18 protein-coding genes and 2 tRNA genes are annotated in these 16936 nt (G+C 69.0%); 8 read left to right on the forward strand and 12 right to left on the reverse strand.

Translation table 11 applies throughout. The annotated features are described in order from the left end of the window. Positions 1-117 precede the first annotated feature (117 nt). On the forward strand, positions 118-1146 hold the full coding sequence (locus CBR61_RS07870) for a chemotaxis protein CheB (protein WP_088913865.1): 1029 nt from the start codon (positions 118-120) through the stop codon (positions 1144-1146). Positions 1147-1193: 47 nt separating this feature from the next. After that, complete coding sequence (locus tag CBR61_RS07875; protein ID WP_088915526.1) at positions 1194-1898, forward strand: VIT1/CCC1 transporter family protein; 705 nt, start codon at positions 1194-1196, stop codon at positions 1896-1898. On the opposite strand, the gene CBR61_RS07880 is transcribed toward CBR61_RS07875, so the two are convergent. Next, entirely contained in the window at positions 1895-2707 is an 813-nt protein-coding gene (locus CBR61_RS07880; RefSeq protein WP_088913866.1) for a helix-turn-helix transcriptional regulator, read from the reverse strand. The genes CBR61_RS07875 and CBR61_RS07880 overlap by 4 nt on opposite strands. A 145-nt stretch (positions 2708-2852) precedes the next feature. Between CBR61_RS07880 and CBR61_RS07885 the strand changes: the two genes are divergently transcribed. Beyond that, positions 2853-4259 carry a helix-turn-helix domain-containing protein gene (locus CBR61_RS07885; RefSeq protein ID WP_088913867.1) on the forward strand — a complete coding sequence of 469 codons (1407 nt, stop codon included), beginning with the start codon at positions 2853-2855 and terminating at the stop codon, positions 4257-4259. A gap of 47 nt (positions 4260-4306) precedes the next feature. Here the strand turns inward: CBR61_RS07885 and CBR61_RS07890 are convergent. The 7 genes from CBR61_RS07890 to CBR61_RS07920 form a co-directional block, all read right to left on the reverse strand. Beyond that, a tRNA-Pro gene (locus CBR61_RS07890) sits at positions 4307-4383 on the reverse strand. Positions 4384-4463: 80 nt separating this feature from the next. Then, on the reverse strand, positions 4464-4853 hold the full coding sequence (locus CBR61_RS07895; RefSeq protein WP_088913868.1) for a hypothetical protein: 390 nt from the start codon (positions 4851-4853) through the stop codon (positions 4464-4466). Beyond that, positions 4850-5263 carry a hypothetical protein gene (locus CBR61_RS07900; RefSeq protein ID WP_157696533.1) on the reverse strand — a complete coding sequence of 138 codons (414 nt, stop codon included), beginning with the start codon at positions 5261-5263 and terminating at the stop codon, positions 4850-4852. The genes CBR61_RS07895 and CBR61_RS07900 overlap by 4 nt, the downstream gene beginning before the upstream one ends. Before the next feature lie 128 nt (positions 5264-5391). Then, on the reverse strand, positions 5392-7254 hold the full coding sequence (locus CBR61_RS07905) for an amidohydrolase (RefSeq protein WP_088913870.1): 1863 nt from the start codon (positions 7252-7254) through the stop codon (positions 5392-5394). Between the two features lie 151 nt (positions 7255-7405). Further along, positions 7406-7478 (reverse strand) — tRNA-Ile (locus tag CBR61_RS07910). 80 nt (positions 7479-7558) lie between these two features. Beyond that, complete coding sequence (locus CBR61_RS07915; protein WP_088913871.1) at positions 7559-8560, reverse strand: polysaccharide deacetylase family protein; 1002 nt, start codon at positions 8558-8560, stop codon at positions 7559-7561. Positions 8561-8587: 27 nt separating this feature from the next. Beyond that, on the reverse strand, positions 8588-10333 hold the full coding sequence (locus CBR61_RS07920) for a histidine kinase dimerization/phospho-acceptor domain-containing protein (RefSeq protein WP_088913872.1): 1746 nt from the start codon (positions 10331-10333) through the stop codon (positions 8588-8590). 273 nt (positions 10334-10606) lie between these two features. Between CBR61_RS07920 and CBR61_RS07925 the strand changes: the two genes are divergently transcribed. From CBR61_RS07925 to CBR61_RS07945, 5 genes are all read left to right on the forward strand, one after another. Then, positions 10607-11068: an Lrp/AsnC family transcriptional regulator gene (locus tag CBR61_RS07925; RefSeq protein WP_066525791.1), complete on the forward strand. Its 462-nt coding sequence runs from the start codon at positions 10607-10609 to the stop codon at positions 11066-11068. A gap of 74 nt (positions 11069-11142) precedes the next feature. Then, positions 11143-11451: a hypothetical protein gene (locus CBR61_RS07930; protein WP_088913873.1), complete on the forward strand. Its 309-nt coding sequence runs from the start codon at positions 11143-11145 to the stop codon at positions 11449-11451. A gap of 45 nt (positions 11452-11496) precedes the next feature. Beyond that, a complete protein-coding gene (locus CBR61_RS07935; protein WP_088913874.1) occupies positions 11497-11958 on the forward strand; it encodes a GFA family protein in 462 nt (153 codons plus the stop codon). Positions 11959-11980: 22 nt separating this feature from the next. Beyond that, positions 11981-12358, forward strand: coding sequence for a hypothetical protein (locus CBR61_RS07940; RefSeq protein ID WP_088913875.1), 378 nt, complete (start codon positions 11981-11983; stop codon positions 12356-12358). Between the two features lie 63 nt (positions 12359-12421). Next, on the forward strand, positions 12422-12949 hold the full coding sequence (locus CBR61_RS07945) for a hypothetical protein (RefSeq protein ID WP_088913876.1): 528 nt from the start codon (positions 12422-12424) through the stop codon (positions 12947-12949). Here the strand turns inward: CBR61_RS07945 and CBR61_RS07950 are convergent. The 4 genes from CBR61_RS07950 to CBR61_RS07965 all read right to left on the reverse strand — a co-directional run bounded on the left by CBR61_RS07950 (position 12936) and on the right by CBR61_RS07965 (position 16897). Beyond that, positions 12936-14246 carry an NAD(P)/FAD-dependent oxidoreductase gene (locus CBR61_RS07950; protein WP_088913877.1) on the reverse strand — a complete coding sequence of 437 codons (1311 nt, stop codon included), beginning with the start codon at positions 14244-14246 and terminating at the stop codon, positions 12936-12938. The two genes, CBR61_RS07945 and CBR61_RS07950, sit on opposite strands and share 14 nt — an antisense overlap. A 233-nt stretch (positions 14247-14479) precedes the next feature. Further along, the gene (gene accC, locus CBR61_RS07955) at positions 14480-15829 is read right to left on the reverse strand and encodes an acetyl-CoA carboxylase biotin carboxylase subunit (RefSeq protein WP_088913878.1); all 1350 of its coding nucleotides are present in this window, start codon (positions 15827-15829) and stop codon (positions 14480-14482) included. Between the two features lie 5 nt (positions 15830-15834). Beyond that, complete coding sequence (gene accB, locus CBR61_RS07960; RefSeq protein ID WP_088913879.1) at positions 15835-16350, reverse strand: acetyl-CoA carboxylase biotin carboxyl carrier protein; 516 nt, start codon at positions 16348-16350, stop codon at positions 15835-15837. 106 nt (positions 16351-16456) lie between these two features. Next, positions 16457-16897 carry a type II 3-dehydroquinate dehydratase gene (locus CBR61_RS07965; protein WP_088913880.1) on the reverse strand — a complete coding sequence of 147 codons (441 nt, stop codon included), beginning with the start codon at positions 16895-16897 and terminating at the stop codon, positions 16457-16459. Positions 16898-16936 lie beyond the last annotated feature (39 nt).

Below are 16936 nucleotides of genomic sequence, written 5' to 3' on the forward strand. Positions count from 1 at the left end.
CTGCCTATGCAGAGGCCCCTAACGGCGGGGGACGGATTTCTTCGCTCTCGCAACGGTAGAGCCACGCCCTGCACCGCGCCTGCGGGCGTGCCGAATTCATCGAGAGGCTGAGTGAAAATGGCCAATGTAAGGGTACTGGTAGTCGACGATTCCGCCGCGATGCGGGCGCTGTTCTGCGACATTCTCGACAACGCCAAGGGCGTGACGGTTTGCGGCACCGCGAAGAATGCCGACGAGGCCCGCGACCAGATCGAGAAGCTCAAGCCCGATGTCCTCACGCTCGATGTCGAGATGCCGGGGATGAGCGGCATGGAGTTCCTCGAGGAGGTGATGGCAACCCGTCCGATGCCGGTAATCATGCTATCGAGCATCACCCAGGCGGGCACCGGCACCGCCCGCCGCGCGCTGGAGCTGGGCGCGGTGCACTGCTTCCCCAAGCCGCTGCACACCTCGCGCGAAGAATTCGACGCGACCGTGCGCCAGCTCGGCGATATCGTTCTCAGGGCTGCCTCGGGTGAGTTGCAGCCGGGCGGCGGCGGCGCGGAGGGCAGCGCGGGCGGCGCCTATCGCAGCGACGGCCGGATCGTGGCGCTCGCCTGCGGAGCTGCGGGGATCGAGACCGCGCGTCAGGTCCTTGCCGCCTATGATGCCGCCTGCCCGCCGACCATCGTGCTGTTCGATGCCGATCCGGGCGCGGTCGAGAACGCGGTCCGCGCGATGCGCCATTCGCTGCCCTGTCAGCTCGGCGATGCGGTGGACGGCGTCTCGCTCGAGCCGGGCAAGGTCTGGCTGGCGCATGATCCCACCCGCCACGTGATCGTGGAGGCGGGCGAGCCGCCGCGCCTCAGGCTGGTCGAGCGCGATCCGGTGAACGGGTGCCGTCCCTCGGCAGACCTGCTGTTCGGATCTCTGGCGAGAAGCGGCCTGCCTGCGCTCGGGGGCCTTCTGACCGGGAGCGGCACCGACGGCGTGCGCGGCCTCGCGATCCTTGCCGAGGCACAGGGCAAGGTATTCCACCAGCGGCCCGCCGACTATGCCCCGCGCGATCGCTACGATGCCGTGCGCGCGCAGGGCGTGGAAATGGCCGACCTCCGGCAGGAGGCGATCCCCGAGTGGATCCTCGCGGCGACCAACGCCGCCGGCTGAGCAGCCCGCTTGCCAAGCGGGCCATGACAGCGGACAAGACCCGCGCCATGACCCTGCCCAGCGCCCATCCCGACGATCCGCATTATGTCCACCGCACCGGCTGGCTGCGCGCCGCGGTGCTGGGGGCGAATGACGGGATCATATCGGTCTCATCGCTCATCATCGGGGTGGCGGCGGCCACGCCCGATCGCGGGTCGGTGCTGGTGGCGGGGGTCGCGGCGCTGATCGCCGGGGCCATGTCGATGGCCGCTGGGGAGTACATCTCGGTCTCCTCCCAGGCGGATTCGGAAGCCGCCGACATCCGCCGCGAGGCCGAGGCGATTGCCGCCACGCCCGCCGACGAGGAGGCGGAACTCGCTGCGATCTATCGCGAGCGCGGGCTCAGCGCCGAGACTGCGGCGGCGGTCGCCCGCGAACTGACGGCGCGCGATCCGCTGGCCGCGCACGTGCGCGACGAACTCGGCCTCGCGGAGCATCTTGCCGCGCGCCCCTTGCAGGCGGCGCTGGCCTCCGGGGCGACCTTCAGCACGGCTGCCGCGGTTCCGCTGCTGGCGGCATGGCTCGCGCCGGCAGGGATGATCATGGCTAGCGTGGTGGTCGTGTCGGTGCTCGCGCTGGCGGTGCTGGGCGCGCTCGGGGCGAGGGCGGGGGCGGCGCCGCTGGTCCCCGCGACTGTGCGGGTGGTCGGTTGGGGGGTGTTCGCGATGGCGACGACCGCGCTGGTCGGGCGCCTGTTCGGGGTCAGCGTCTAGCAGGCGGGAGTCCCGAGATAGCCCAGCTGTGCCGCCCGGAACACCGACTGCGCACGGTTCACCGCGCCGAGCTTCGCGCAGGCGCGGGTGATGTGGTAGCGCACGCCCGCGTGGCTGCACCCCAGGATGATGCTGATCTCGTAGTCGGTCTTGCCGTGGGCGACCCAGTTCAGGCACTCGATCTCCCGGCCGGTGAGCAGGCCCTGTTCCGGCAGGTACCGCCCGTCGCGCCACAGGGTCGCATAGGCGGTCACGAAGCGGACGATCCGATCGCCGAAGTCACCGCTGCAAGGACCGAACGCCCGGGCGAGATCCTCGCCCTCCGGGTCGATGCCGACAAGGATCGCCGCGCCGACCTGGCCCAGCGGCATGTGCACCGGCACCACGATGGCCACGCGGGCGAGGGGGCAGTGGTCGAGATCGAGGAGGTCAATCTGGTCGAGCAGCCGGTTCGCGGTCGACGAGCGGATGCCGCGCCGCGAGACCAGCACGGGGTCTGCCGCGACCCTCGCCGCCCGCAGCAGCGGCGAGCGCAGGGCCCTGTCGCGGTTCTCCCACGCGGCGAGATCGGCATCGGTCCAGCCGAAGACGGCCTTGTTGAGGTTGTGTCCCTCGGCGCAGGTCATCGGCGCGAGGCTGGCAAGATCGTGCCAGACCAGCATCCGCAGACCGAGATCCTCAGCCTCGCGCGCCAGCTGTTCGGCCGCCGGCATGAGGTCGGTCCGGCTGCGCAGGGGCAGGCGGTAGCCATCCTGCGAGCGGGTCGCGGCGCGGTCGAAGCGACGAAGTTCGAGCACGTTGGTGGCCATCCGCAATCTCCCTGAGATACGCTTTCCCGATCCCGAGTCTGTGCGCGGGATTTGTCCGCAGGTGTGGGATTGCCCAAGAGTGACGGCCCGTCCAATGTAAAATTGCAAATTTGCAAAGGCACACTTTGCAAACTATGTCGCCTTCATGGTGGCAAGGCACAGAATATTCGCAGGCGAGCACCTGCGGCTCCTGCGGGAGCGACGCAAGCTCCAGCAGGCCGACCTCGCGCGCCTGCTGGCGATCAGCCCGTCCTATCTCAGCCAGATCGAGCACGATGACCGCCCGCTCACTCCACGCCTGATCGAACGGCTCGCGAGCCTGTTCCCGATCGAGTGGCAGGATGTTCCGGGCAACGATGCCGAACAGCTCTCGCTGCTGCTGCGCGATGCGGTCGACGATCCGATGTTCGACGCGCCGCTCGCGCCCGAGGCCATCGCACGGCTGGCCGAACAGCAGCCGGCCTTCGCCCGCCGCTTTGTCGAACTGCACGCGGCGCTGCGCCGCGCCAACCAGCGTCTCGAGATGATCGACGAGGCAGTGGGCGTCGACGCACCCGAGGATTCGCGCCTGCCGTGGGAGGAGGTGCGCGACTGGTTCCATTTCTCGAACAACTATGTCGATGCGATCGACCGCGCCGCGGAGGCACTGGCGGCGCAGATAGCCGGAGGTGACGAAGTGCCGACCACCGACGCGCTTGTCGGGCACCTTCGCGCACGGCACGGCATCGAAGTGGATCTGCGGCCTGCGGGCAGCTTGCGCAGTTTCGATGCCGGGCGGCGCGTGCTGCTCGTCGATTCCGGGCAGCCTGCCGCCAGCATCCGCTTCCAGATCGCCTATCATGTCGCGGTGACTTCGCTCGGGGATGCGATCCGCGACACCGCCGGTTCGGCGGCGCTCCGCAGCGAGGTTGCGCGCGACCTGCTCTCGATCGGCCTTGCCAACTATGCCGCCGGCGCGGTGCTGATGCCCTACGGCCATTTCCGCCGTTCGGCGCGGGCGTTCCGTCACGATGTCGACCGGCTCGCCCTCTCCTACGGCACCAGCTTCGAGCAGACCTGCCACCGCCTCTCGACCATGCAGCGCGAGGGCGAGCGCGGCCTGCCGATCTTCTTCTGCCGGGTCGACATGGCGGGCAACATCACCAAGCGCCACAGCGCGACCCGCTTCCAGTTCGCCCGCTTTGGCGGGGCCTGCCCCCTGTGGATCGTCCACGAGGCCGCCGCGATCCCCGACCGCATCCTCGTCCAGCTGGCCGAGACGCCGGACGGGGTGCGCTACGTCTCGATCGCCAAGGGACTGGTCAAAGCCTCCGGCCGCTTCGACCGCAACCCGCGCCGCTATGCCGTGGCGCTGGGCTGCGAGGTGCGGCACGCGGCGGAATTCGTCTATGCCGACGGTATCGACCCGGGCTCCACGCGCGCCGTGACGCCGATCGGCGTCTCGTGCCGCATCTGCCCGCGCCCCGATTGCGACCAGCGCGCCTATCCGCCCAACCACCAGCAGATCGCGGTCGACCTGTTTCGCAGGGGGCTTGTGCCCTACGACCTGTGAGGCGGAGCGCGGGGCGGTAGGTGACTCGGCGGATTTGAGGGGGAAAGTGGTCGGGGAGACAGGATTCGAACCTGCGACATCTTGCTCCCAAAGCAAGCGCGCTACCGGACTGCGCCACTCCCCGACGCGGGGCACGCCTTAGGTTTCCTGCCGCTGCGGGGCAAGGGGCAAGCGCGCTCCCCGGACGCTTGCCCCGGCAGAGCCTCAGTCGCGCACGATCTCGCGCACGCCGAGCCCCACCACCACGCCCGTGCGCCGCGCCGCGCGCCGGCCGGCGGCGCGGTCGTAGTAATATTGCTCGCGGCAATAGCGGTCGTAGCCATAGTCGCGGCCGTAATACTCCATGCACTCCTCGTAGTCCTCGCGCGCGTTCTGGCGGGCGGCGCCGGCTGCCACTTCGGCGGCGACAGTGCCCGCGATCACCCCCGCGCGCCGGGCATCGCGGCGGTTGTCCCAGTCCTCCCAGCGATCGTAGTGGCGGTGGCGCCGGTCGCGGTCACGGTCCCAGCGGTCCTTGGCGAGTGCGTCTACCGCAAAGCCGGTGAAGCCGATCGCGGCGATCACCGCGAGGGCGATGGTCCTCGCCCCCTTCATGACACGGCCACCTCGAACAGGCTGGTCTCGCCTGGCTTCTCGGCCGCCGAGCACGCCTCGAACACGCGTTTGGCGGTGGCCTGCATCCAGGTCTGGCTGAGCGGCTCGATCCCGCCGTCCTTCTTGGCGTAGAGGTAGCCGTGGAGCCAGGTCAGCCCGTTGGCGAGCTCGTCCTGCGCGGCGAGTGCGGCGTCGTCGGCGGGCTGGGTGGTGGCGACTTCGGCGGTGGCGAGGAAATCGGCGCAGGTGATCCGAGTGAGCGGATCGTCGGGCGCGAGCTTGGGCCTTTCGGTAGGCGCTTGCGCAGCGGCTGCCGCCTCCTCTTCGCCCTCCGTCTCCCCCTGCGGCGCGCAGGCCGCGAGCATCAGCAGCGCCGCCATCGGCCCCGCCAGCATGTGTCGTTTGGTCATCTTTCGTCCTCCCCTCATCGGAAATGCAGCCCCGGCCTCGCGCCGAGCACCGGCGCGACATCGCTCCGCCCCGCGGCGGAACTCACCGCCTGCGCGTTTCATGCGGCATCGGAACAAGGAGTCCGGCATCACTGGCGGCCGTCGGCGCCCGCGAACAGCGCGGCGAGCGCGATCGCTGCATCGCCCGGGCACTCGCTCCCGTCTTCGTGCCTGTGACCCGGGCCGCCCGCGACGAGCGCATGCAGCATCGGGGAGATGTCGGCCGGGGGCGCCTCGGCGCGCCTTCCGGCAGGCATGGCATAGACCGTGCGGCCCTCCTTGATCGTCTCGGCGACCCTGAGCGTGTCGAGCGCCTCGGGATCGACTGCGGTCGGATCGCCCGTGAGGATCACGAAATCGGCCAGCTTGCCGACCTTGAGCGAGCCTTTGCTCGCTTCCTCGAAGTGCTGATAGGCGGGCCAGATCGTCATCGCCTTCAGCGCGGTGATGACGTCCACCCGCTGGTCCGGGCCGACAACCACCTGCTTGCCGCGACTGCGGCGGGTGACGGTGGCATCGAGCACCCGCATCGAATCCGGGAAGGCCACCGGCGCATCGTGGTGGCTGGTGAAGATCATGCCGCGCTCCCGTGCCCAGCCGGTCGGCGAGATGTTCTGCCCCTCCTGCGGCCCGACCGTGTGTTCGAGATGCCAGTCGCCCCAGTAGAAGGTGTGCATCGGGAACAGCGAGGGGATCACGCCCAGATCCTTGAAGCTGTCCATCTGGTCCTCGCGCAGGAACTGGCCGTGGATCAGCACCGGACGCCTGGCTTTCATCCCGGGGAACCGCGCCTGTGCGCCCGCCAGCGCCGCGACCAGCAGATCGGACGCGCGTTCGCCGTTGGAGTGGGTGAGCAGCTGGATATCGTTCTCGGCGGCCCATTTTACCGCGTCGAACACCTGTTCGGCATTGGCGGCGGCATAGCCCGAATAGCCCTCGGGGTAGTTGCCGACGGGGTCGTAGTAGGGCTTGTCACGCCACGCGGTGAAGCCCTGCGGACTGCCGTCGATGGTGAGCTTGGCCCCGGCGATGCGGACGCGGCCCGCATAGGTGTCGGACTGATTGGCCTTGATGTAGTCGCGGTCGACCAGCACATCGGGGTAGACCGCCACGTCGATCGCCAGCCCGCCCTCGGCACCGACCGCGCGGATCACGTTGGCGACGTTCGGGATCGCGCGCCCTTCCTGCGCGGTGGTGTAGCCGAACCGTGCCCAGAGCTTGGAGCCTTCGCGCACGAAGGTCTTGAGCCCTTCCGGCCCCGCGTTCTTCAGCACCATCGGGATTGCGGCGAAGAACGCGGTTTCCTCCAGCGTGCCGTTAGGCTCGGTGTTGCCGGGCTTGCGCTGGATCACACCGCCTTCGGGGTCCTTGGTGTCGGCATTGTAGCCCATCAGTTCGAGCATCTTGGAATTGACCGTGCCGATATGGGCGGACTGGTGGATCACCAGCACCGGATATTCGGTCGAGACCTGATCGAGCTCCTCCCGAGTGGGATGGCGCTGTTCGGCGAGCGTCGCATTGTCGTAGCCGAAGCCGATGATCATCTTGCCCTTGGCGACAACGTCCGGGTTGGCGGCCTGCCATTCCTTGAGCGTCTGGATCATCGCGGGGATGTCGGTCACATCGCCATCGGGCGCGGCGAGCATGTTGGCCGCCAGCGCCTGCAACCCGCCGAGGAACACGTGCCCGTGGGCATCGACGAACCCGGGCAGCAGGGTGCGGCCCTTGAGGTCGATGACCTGCGTGCCCTTGCCCTTCAGCTTCATCACCTCGGCGCGGGTGCCCACGGCGATTATCCTGCCGTCGTCCTCGGCGATCGCCTCGGCGCGCATCGCGTCGTCTTCCATGGTGATGATGGTGCCGCCGGTCCAGATCCGGTCGGCGGTCTGGGCCATGGCCCCGGTGCTGGCCGACAGCATCAGCGCAGCGGCTGCGTAGTGAAAGGCGCGCATCCTGTTTCCCCCCGGTTCGCCGCCGGCAAGACCGGTGGCGCAACGGAGAGTATCAGATGGCTTGCGCCGGATTGTCGAATTCGGGACAATCGCCTGCGGAAAAAGCGCGGTGCGCCCGCGCTGTGCCGTTCCGGGTGATCGCCCCCTCCGGTGGGCCCGGCAGGATTCGAACCCGCGACCTAGCCGTTATGAGCGGCCAGCTCTAACCGCTGAGCTACAGGCCCATGCGCGCAATGCGCCGGGAGGCGGGGCGATGGCCAGCCTCTACGCGCGCAGGCGGTTGCAGACAAGCGCCCGAACGTTTCTATCCGCCGGTGGCGGCGATGATGTCGGCGACCGTGCAGGTCGCGACTCCCCGTGCGCCGAGGTGGCGGTAGACCCCTTCGAGCCAGGCATAGAGCGTCTCGACCTCGGCCTCGTCTGCCGCATAGGGGGTGTGGCCGGGGGCGAGGGTGGGGCTGTGGAACGACAGCACCAGCACCGGCAGGCCCTGATCGAGCGCAATGTCGACCCCGCGCAGCGCCTCCTCGAGCGACACGCCTTCGGGGGTGAGCGCGATGCGTTCCAGCAGGCCGAGGCGCGAGAGCGCGCCCATCGCCTTGGGGATGCGCTCGCCGAGCGGCTGCACCTGCCGTCCGGCGCCGCGCAGCAGGCCGGAATGGACGGTCGTGACCGGCAGCTCCAGCAGCCGCATCGCCCCGTCGACCCAATAGGGCGCGAGCGGGTGGCGGCTGTAATCCGGCCCCCCCTGATCGCTGTAGTCGAACAGCGAACGGACCGAGGTGTCGACCCGGATTCCGGCCCGTTTCAGCAGCTCGGCGGTGTGGGGCCCGAGGCCATAGCGGCCCGCGCGGTAGATCAGCGGCGCGCCGCCGAATGCTGCCTCGATCGCGTCGCGCAGGGCCATGAACTTGGCCGCTTCCAGCTCGCGCGGGAGGTTGCCGGCATAGGAGTTGTGCACGCACACCTCCTCCTCGAAGGGCGGGTTGACCCAGGGGTGGAGCTGCACGCCCACCTCCGCCGTCCCGCGCCGCACCGCATCGCCGATGATCTCAGCTGCGCGCGGGTCCTGCACGATCGGCCAGTCGACGAGGTAGACGGGATGCGCGCCGATCCCCTCGCAGAAGGCCTGGAAGCGCGGGATCGCCTCGACATGGCTGAGGCCGTAGCCCTCGCGCCGGAAGGGCCCGGTCCAGTCGAACTCCTCCTCGGTGTCGACCGTCAGCAGCACCCGCTGGCCGAAGCCGGGGGCGAAGGCAGCGCCGCGTCCGGCGGGCGGCACATCGAGCATCGATCCTGTGGTCATCCCTGCGCCCCCTCCCGATGCCGCGTATCAGGCCACCCCGGCGCTAGGCAGGGCGGCGATATCGGTCAAGAGTGGCAGGGTGAGCACCAGCGTGTCGCCCTCGCGCCGCAGCGCGCCGCCTGCCGCACGGGCCTCGGCCCGCGCGAGGCGCAGGGCAAATCCGGTGCCGAACAGCCCCGGGCTGATCGCACTGCCACCGGCGCGCGTTGTGGCCGAAAAGAGGTTATCCTCTGCCGCTAGCCGTGGGGGGAGGGTGCAGGCGATCCGCGCCAGCGCGCCGCCGGGTCCGATCAGCGGGTCGGAGCGAACCGCGATCCGCTCGCCCGGCGCGGCCGCGGCGGCGAGGCTCGCCAGCAGACGCCACACCAGCGCCTCGGCATCCTCGGCATCGACCGCGACGAGGAGGCTCGCGCCCGGCGCAAGGCGGAGCGCGAAGCCCGCGTCCTGCGCCTCCAGCACCGGGTCGATCTGCGCGGCAGTGCGTCGGAGCAGGGCTGCCAGATCGGTCTCGCCCGGCTCCACCCTCATCGCCCCTGTTTCGAGCCGTGCGAGCCGGTCGAGCTCCTCGAACCCGGCAAGGATCCGTGCCGCATCGGCGGCGATTGCGGCGGCGAGCGCGCGGTATTCGTGCGGGGCGGGGCCGAACAGCTGCTGCTGGATCACCTCGGCATAGCCCTGCACCGCGGTGACGGGCGTGCGCAGTTCGTGGAGCAGCTGGCGGATGCGGTCGGCCTCGTGCGCCTCGGGGCCGGGGAGCGGGGCGGCGGCATCGGGCACGCGGCGGAAGCGTCCGAAATAGCCGGTGAAATGCCCTTCCTCGCTGAAGCGCGGCTCGGCATCGACGATCCAGCCCCCGGCTATGGCTGGCGCACCGGCAAGGGCGATCTCTGCGCGGGTGACCGGCTGGCGGCGGGCGAAGGCGCGCGCGAGGCCGGCGCTGCCGGGTGTGTCCTCGCCGCCGGGATGGGCAGTGAAGAGCCGGGTGCCGATCACCATCGGCGCCGCTTCGCCCGCCGCCCAGGTGATCCGTCCGCCCGTGTCGGCGACGAAGCCGAAGCTGCCGATCGCGCGCTCGGCCCGTTCGGGCAGTTCCCCGAGCGGCAGGCGCGGCGATCGTTCGAGTTCGGCCTGGCTCTCGCCGCGCTCGCGCGTGAAGCGCGCGATGCGCTCGACGAGGGCGGAGATTTCGGTGCGTCCGCTATCGTCGCGCGCCCGCTCGCGCCCGCGGTCGGGATCGGGCGGCGGGACAGAGACGGGGACGGGGCGCAGCGGGATCGGCGCGGCAGCGGGCGTCTCGGACGCGGGCGCGGCGGCATCGGCAGGGGGAGCGGGCAGGCCGCGGTCATGGACCCCGAGCCGCGCCAGCAGCGCCTCGACGTCGACCGGCAGGTCGCGGCGCAGGCGCAGGAAGCCGCGCGCACGCACCGGCAGGCGCGGGATCAGCGCGCTCCAGTCCTCCCCCGACAGGTCCGCCCTGGTCAGCGCAGCGGCCGCCACCTCCGGTTCGTGATCGGCGAGATGCGCGGCGAGATCGGGGCTGCGAAAGCGCCAGCCGGGTTCGCGGATCATCCGCGCGCGCGTCTCGACGGGGATCGCCTCGGCAAGCGCGTCCATCCGCAGCCATGCCGCCGCCAGCAGGCTCCGGTCGCCGCCCTGCGCAGCCACGCGGTCGCGGCCGAGCAGGTCGAGCAGCTGGCGGTATTGGGTGCGCAGGCTCGCCTCGCCGGTGGCGCGCTGGCGCAGCACGGTGGCAAGGCGGTCGTCGAAAAACACGGGCACTCCTCACGGTCGGCGCGGGCGGCCGAATCGCGCACCGCTGGGGCGGGCAGGGCGCGACAATAGCCTGTGCCGGGCCCGCCGTCTTATCAGGATGGAACGATTGTCACAGTCTGACGCGAAAGGTGCGTTGCAAAGCGGGACAATTGCTGGCAGACCTAATAATATTAGCCAGGCGAGCCATATGGCACGCGTCTTGTTACTTGGGGATCAAAGCGCCCGCGTCTTGCCAACCGGCCGAGCCGCTGGAGCCAGGGGAGCTTAAGCCACGTGGCCAATCTCGACGAAATCGATCGCCGCCTGCTGGCGGAACTGCAGGCGGAAGGCCGCGTCACCAATGTCGAACTCGCCCAGCGCGTCGGACTGACCGCGCCGCCGTGCCTTCGCCGCGTGCGCGGGCTCGAGGAGGACGGGGTGATCCGCGGCTACCATGCCGATCTCGACCCTTCCAAGCTCGGCTTCGCGATCACCGTCTTCGCGATGGTCAGCCTCAAGAGCCAGGCCGAAAGCTCGCTTCGCGAGTTCGAGGAGCACATGCGCGCCCTGCCCGAAGTGCGCGAGTGCCATATGCTGAACGGGGAAATCGACTTCATTCTCAAGATTGTAAGTAAGGATCTTCAGAGCTTTCAGGAATTCTTGACCGGCAAGCTGACGCCCGCGCCCAATGTGGAAAGCGTCAAGACCTCGCTCACCATCCGCACCGCCAAGCAGGAACCGGGCGTCCCCTTGTGAGGATCGCCGCGAGGCTCTGCCTTGTGGCGGCAGTGGTGGCCGTGACGGGGTGTTCGGACTTGGGAGGTGGCGCGATGTCGGGTCCGGCAAGCTTCGACGACATGACGGCGGAAGAGCATCTCGCCTGCGCGGTGGACATCAGCGCCTGGACCTATCTCGTGGCGGACGGGAAGCTGCCCGAGGAGCGCGAAATGCTGTCGCAGGCCGTGCTTGCCGTGGCGTGGCATCACAATGCCTATGCGGTCCCCCAGAGCAAGGGCGAGCAATACGATCTCGTCAACCGCAAGCGCGATGAACTCCTCGCCGGCGACCGGGCCGATGCGATCGCCGCCCGCGCGCGCATCTGTATCGAAGCGGCGCTTGCCAAGAGCGAAGCGAAGTAGGACCTTCGCGGCGGGATCGAGACCGCGACTCCGGAGAGCAGGTCCATGAGCCACGAAACCGCCGCAGATGTTCCGCGCCTCGCCGAACCCGTTACCGGGCACTGCCTGTGCGGGGCGGTGACGATCACCGTCACCGCGATGCGCGCCGAAGTCGACATCTGCCACTGCGCGATGTGCCAGCGCTGGGGCGGGGCCTTCTATGCCGGGGTGAAGGGCGAGGCGGCCGAGGTCGGCGGCGAGGCGGCGGTGACGGTCTACCGTTCGAGCCCATGGGCCGAGCGCGCCTTCTGCGGCACCTGCGGCAGCAACCTGTGGTACCGCTTCCTGCCGACCGGCGGGCGCTCGTTCCTCGCGGGGCTGTTCGACCTGCCCGAAGGCTTCGGGATCGAGCAGCAGATTTTTGTCGAGGAAAAGCCCGACTGGTATGATATCCTTCAGGAAAGCCCGATGAAGACCGGGCCCGAAGTGATGGCCGAGGCGATGGCGCAGGGGCTTAGCTTCGGTTGACCGCACAGGGAGGCGGTGCCCCATGTTCGACGAGCCGCCTCCGTCCGAACCCGCTCCGCTCCGCGCCGAGGCCGAAGCGCAGGCGTCGCTGCCGGAACCCGCCGAGGGGCGTGTGGTGATCGACCTCACCCAGCTCGTCCCCCAGCCGCCGCCCGGGGATTGCATCGCGGACGACCCCGATCCGCTGAACCCTGCGATCGTCGTGTGCGAAACCGCGACCGGCCCCTCGCCGCGCCTCGGCCCTGTGGTGGGGCCGGTTGACGAAGAATTCGGCAGCGCGATTCCCCGGGCACGGATCAAGCTCTCGGAGCGCGCCGAGGCCGAGGCGAACCTCGCCAAGACCCCGGTCGGCGGTTTCGATGCCGACGGGGCGGAAGTGCGCCTGAAGATCGATTTCTGACGTATTTGCAATGCCCTCGCCGCGTGTTGACCGCGCTTGCCACGCTGTCCTACGCCTTGCCTGATGCCTGACCCCTCCGACAGCACCGGCGCCCCCGCACCGCCCGAAGTGGCGTTCGACACCGGCTGCCTTGGATGCCTGCTGGTCGTGATGCTGTTCAGCGGCTGCCTTTTCGCGATTGCCGCCTTCGACGCGCAGCTCTTTACCGAGTTGGCCGACAGTCCCGCTCCGCGAAATTGGCTGAGCGCACTCGCGCCGTTCCGTTCGGGCGGGGTGAACATCGCGGTCCTGCTGCTGGTCGCCTATATCGGCTGGGAGGCGATCAGGATGGCGCGCAAGTTCGTCGATCCGCGCGCCGTGTGGATCGAGAGCGAGACGATCCGCTTCCATCCGTCCCTGCGCCAGCCGCCGATGCCGCTCGCGTCGCTGGTGGACGTGAGCCACGATGCGGACGATATCCGCTCGTCGCTGGTGCTGCGGCAGGCGAACGGGCGGCGGGTCGAGGTGGCGATGGTCGATCACGAGGCGGCCGCCGCCTTTGTCGGCGAAGTCGAACGGCGGCTTTCGCGCGATCCGCCTAGTGCAGCTTGAGCCGGGGCCGCACGATGCGGTTGACCCGCCCGACCAGCATCAGGAAGGTCGCCTTGACCCAGCCGTGGATGCCGATGAGGTGCAGGCGGTAGAGCGAGGTGTAGATGAACCGCGCCAGCCGCCCCTCGATCGCCATGCTCCCGCCGATGAGGTTGCCCATCAGGCTCCCCACGGTCGAGAAGCGCGAGAGCGACACCAGCGAGCCCTTGTCGCGGTAGACGAAGTGCTTGAGGGGCTTCCCCTGCTGCATCCTAACGATGTTGGCGAAGACGGTCTCGGCCATCTGATGCGCGGCCTGCGCGCGCGGGGGCACGGGGCGGTCCTCGCCCGGGGGCGTGTAGCTGGCGCAATCGCCGAGCGCGAAGATGCAGGGATCGGCCGTGGTCTGGAGCGTGTCGGTGACGATGATCTGGTTGCGGCTGTTGGTCTCCAGCCCGAGGTCGGACAGGAACTCGGCGCCCTTCACCCCGGCCGCCCAGACGATGAGATCGGCCTCGATCACCTCGCCGGTCTTAGTGACCAGCTGGCGCGGGCGCGCCTCGACGACCTGCACGCCGGGCCGCACCTGGACGCCGAGAACCTCGAGCTCGTGCTTGGCCGCGGCAGCCAGCTTGTCGGGGAGGGCGGGGAGGATGCGCGGCCCCGCCTCGAGCAGGGTGACGTTGAGACGGCTCTCGTCGAACACCTCGAGCCCGTAGTGCCTGAGCGCGCCCGCCGCGTTGTAGAGCTCGGCCGCCAGTTCGACCCCCGTCGCCCCGCCGCCGACGATGGCGACGCGCACCTGCTCGTTCGCCCCCGGATCGTTCATCATCGCCCGACTGACGCGCAGGCAGTGGTTGAGCAGGCGGGTGCGGAACCGGTCGGCCTGGGTGCGGCTGTCGAGGTAGAGGCAGTGCTCGTTGACCCCTGGCACGCCGAAATCGTTCGACACCGATCCCACCGCGAGCGCGAGGATATCGTAGCGGATCGTGTGCCCGGCGATCAGCTCGCTGCCGTCCTCGTCCATCACCGGCGCGAGGCTGATGGTCCTCGCCGCGCGGTCGACGCGCTCGAGGCTGCCCTGGAAGAAGCGATAGCCCCAGCGGTAGCAGTGCCCGCGATAGCCGACCTCGTCGAGATTGGCGTCGAGCGATCCGGCCGCGACCTCGTGCAGCAGCGGCTTCCAGATGTGGCTGAGGTTCTTGTCGACGAGAATGATGTCGTGGCGCCTGCGCCCGTATTTCGCACCGAGCCTGCGGACCAGCTCGAGCCCGCCCGCGCCTCCGCCGACGACGACAATCTGGGTCTTGCGGCTCATCCGTCACTCCTTCGCACAGCCGTGCAGCGCAATCCCGAAGCCATGTTAGCGGCTGCGAGAAACAAAAGCGCGTTGAATCATGCCGCTGGGTGGCAGCGATGATGGTTCTCGAATGGGAGGTCGGTCGTTCGAATAAACAAGCGGGCGGAAGGGACAACCCCTCCCGCCCGCGCGGAGTATCGATTTGCGTTGCAGTGCAACATAAATGCACCGGTAGGCTTTGCTGTGGAGGCTCAGACCTCGCGTTCCTCCAGCCACTTCTCCAGCCACTTGATCGAATAGTCGCCGTTGAGCACGTCGGTCTGGCGCAGCAGCTCCTGGTGGAGCGGGATATTGGTCTTCACGCCCTCGACCACCATCTCCTCCAGCGCACGGCGCAGGCGCATGATGCAGCCCTCGCGGGTGCGGCCGTAGACGATCAGCTTGGCGATCATGCTGTCGTAGTAGGGCGGGATCTTGTAGCCTGCGTAAAGCCCTGAATCGACCCGCACGTGCATGCCCCCTGCGGCATGGTAATAGGTCACGAGGCCCGGCGAGGGCGCGAAATTGAAGGGGTCCTCGGCGTTGATCCGGCACTCGATCGCGTGGCCGTGGAACTCGAGCTCGTCCTGGCTCACCGAAAGCGGGCGCCCTTCGGCGATGCGGATCTGCTCGCGCACCAGATCGACCCCGGTGATGAGTTCCGTCACAGGGTGTTCGACCTGGAGGCGGGTGTTCATCTCGATGAAGTAGAACTCGCCGTTCTCCCACAGGAACTCGATCGTCCCCGCGCCGCGATAGCCCATGTCGCGCATCGCCTGGGCGCAGACCTCGCCCATGCGCATCCGCTCCTCGGCGGAGATCACGGGGGAGGGGGCCTCCTCCAGCACCTTCTGGTGGCGGCGCTGGAGCGAGCAGTCGCGCTCGCCGAGGTGGATGGCGTTGCCGTTGCCGTCGCCGAACACCTGAAATTCGATGTGGCGCGGGTTGCCGAGATACTTCTCGATATAGACCGTCGCGTCGCCGAAGGCGGCCTTCGCTTCGCTGCCGGCCTGCTGCATCAGGGTTTCGAGCTTGTCTTCGCTCTCGCACACCTTCATGCCGCGCCCGCCGCCGCCGCTGGCGGCCTTGATGATGACGGGGTAGCCGATTTCCGCCGCGATCCGGCGCGCCTCGTCGAAGTCGCTCACCGCCCCGTCGCTGCCGGGCACCAGCGGCAGGCCCAGGGCGCCCGCGGTGCGCTTGGCCTCGACCTTGTCGCCCATCGTGCGGATATGCTCGGGCTTGGGGCCGATCCAGATGATGTCGTGGGCTTCGACGATGTCGGCGAACTTGGCGTTCTCCGACAGGAAGCCATAACCCGGGTGGATCGCGTCGCACTGCGCGATCTCGGCGGCCGAAATGATGTTGGCGATGTTGAGATAGCTCTCCGATGCCGGCGGCGGGCCGATGCACACGGCATGGTCGGCGAGGCGGACATGCATCGCGTCGGCATCGGCGGTTGAGTGCACCGCGACCGTCTCGATCCCCATCTCGTGCGCCGCGCGGTGGATGCGCAGCGCGATCTCGCCGCGATTGGCGATCAGGATGCGTTTGATGCCCATGGCTCTTACGCGATCACGACCAGCGGCTGGTCGAATTCGACCGGCTGGGCATTGTCGACGAGGATCGCGGTCACAGTGCCCGATTTGGGCGCGGTGATCGGGTTCATCACCTTCATCGCCTCGACGATCAGCAGGGTGTCGCCCTCCTTCACCGGCTTGCCGACGGCGATGAAGTTCGCCGCGCCCGGTTCGGGGGCGAGGTAGCAGGTGCCGACCATCGGCGACTTGACCGCGTTGGCGAGATCGGGGCCGGCGGGTGCGGCCGGTTCGGCCGGAGCAGGTGCGGCGGCGGCAGGAGCGGGCGCGGCGGCCGCAGGGGCCGGTGCGGAGGCATAGACCGGAGCGGCGGCGGCCACCGCCCCGCGCGAGACGCGGATCTTGCGATCGTCATCCTCGACCTCGATCTCGGTCAGGCCGGTTTCGTTGAGCAGTTCGGCCAGTTCACGCACCAGTGCGGTGTCGATGTTCATGCCCGACTTGCGCCCGTTTGCCTTGCCGGATTGGCCAGCGTCATTTGCCATGTATGCCCCTTGCTGTGTGGTGCGACCGTAGACCGCGAGCGTCTATTGCCGCCAATTGCGGCAGGCAAGTGGCAGCGGTGCAAAATGTGAAAGTCCGGTGACGATTTCAGACTTTGCCTGCCGCTACGGCTTCGAGTGCGATGAGGTAGGAACGCGCGCCGTGGCCCTCCACCGTCAGCGCCGCGCCCATGCCGACATAGGAGAGGTGGCGGAAGGGCTCGCGGGTCTTGGGGTCGGACAGGTGGACCTCGATCACCGGCGTGCGGATCGCCTTGATCGCATCGAGCAGCGCGATGGAGGTGTGGGTGTAGGCCGCCGCATTGAGCAGCACCGCCCGCGCGCCTTCGGCCTGCGCTTCGTGAAGCCAGTCGACCAGCATCCCTTCGTGATTGGTCTGGCGCATCTCGATCTCGAGCCCGAGTTCCCGGGCGCGGTCCTCGAGCATCCCGGCGATGTCGTCGAGCGTGGTGGTGCCATAGATCTCCGGCTCGCGGGTGCCGAGGAGATTGAGGTTGGGGCCGTTGAGGACGTAGACGAGGTTGGTCATGGGGCAGGGATAGCGCCGTGCAGCCGCAGGGGGAAGGGC

The sequence above is a fragment of the Porphyrobacter sp. CACIAM 03H1 genome, from assembly GCF_002215495.1.
In the GTDB taxonomy this organism is placed as follows: Bacteria; Pseudomonadota; Alphaproteobacteria; order Sphingomonadales; family Sphingomonadaceae; genus Erythrobacter.

Excerpts from the sequence above, each read along its gene's own strand:
- CBR61_RS07915 (WP_088913871.1), bottom strand. The coding sequence starts at position 8,560 with ATGACCACAGGATCGATGCTCGATGTGCCGCCCGCCGGACGCGGCGCT.
- CBR61_RS07950 (WP_088913877.1), bottom strand. The coding sequence starts at position 14,246 with ATGAGCCGCAAGACCCAGATTGTCGTCGTCGGCGGAGGCGCGGGCGGG.
- CBR61_RS07905 (WP_088913870.1), bottom strand. The coding sequence starts at position 7,254 with ATGCGCGCCTTTCACTACGCAGCCGCTGCGCTGATGCTGTCGGCCAGC.
- accC (WP_088913878.1), bottom strand. The coding sequence starts at position 15,829 with ATGGGCATCAAACGCATCCTGATCGCCAATCGCGGCGAGATCGCGCTG.
- CBR61_RS07930 (WP_088913873.1), top strand. The coding sequence starts at position 11,143 with ATGTCGGGTCCGGCAAGCTTCGACGACATGACGGCGGAAGAGCATCTC.
- CBR61_RS07875 (WP_088915526.1), top strand. The coding sequence starts at position 1,194 with ATGACCCTGCCCAGCGCCCATCCCGACGATCCGCATTATGTCCACCGC.
- CBR61_RS07885 (WP_088913867.1), top strand. The coding sequence starts at position 2,853 with ATGGTGGCAAGGCACAGAATATTCGCAGGCGAGCACCTGCGGCTCCTG.
- CBR61_RS07940 (WP_088913875.1), top strand. The coding sequence starts at position 11,981 with ATGTTCGACGAGCCGCCTCCGTCCGAACCCGCTCCGCTCCGCGCCGAG.
- CBR61_RS07895 (WP_088913868.1), bottom strand. The coding sequence starts at position 4,853 with ATGAAGGGGGCGAGGACCATCGCCCTCGCGGTGATCGCCGCGATCGGC.
- CBR61_RS07880 (WP_088913866.1), bottom strand. The coding sequence starts at position 2,707 with ATGGCCACCAACGTGCTCGAACTTCGTCGCTTCGACCGCGCCGCGACC.
- CBR61_RS07935 (WP_088913874.1), top strand. The coding sequence starts at position 11,497 with ATGAGCCACGAAACCGCCGCAGATGTTCCGCGCCTCGCCGAACCCGTT.
- CBR61_RS07965 (WP_088913880.1), bottom strand. The coding sequence starts at position 16,897 with ATGACCAACCTCGTCTACGTCCTCAACGGCCCCAACCTCAATCTCCTC.
- CBR61_RS07945 (WP_088913876.1), top strand. The coding sequence starts at position 12,422 with ATGCCTGACCCCTCCGACAGCACCGGCGCCCCCGCACCGCCCGAAGTG.
- CBR61_RS07870 (WP_088913865.1), top strand. The coding sequence starts at position 118 with ATGGCCAATGTAAGGGTACTGGTAGTCGACGATTCCGCCGCGATGCGG.
- CBR61_RS07900 (WP_157696533.1), bottom strand. The coding sequence starts at position 5,263 with ATGACCAAACGACACATGCTGGCGGGGCCGATGGCGGCGCTGCTGATG.
- accB (WP_088913879.1), bottom strand. The coding sequence starts at position 16,350 with ATGGCAAATGACGCTGGCCAATCCGGCAAGGCAAACGGGCGCAAGTCG.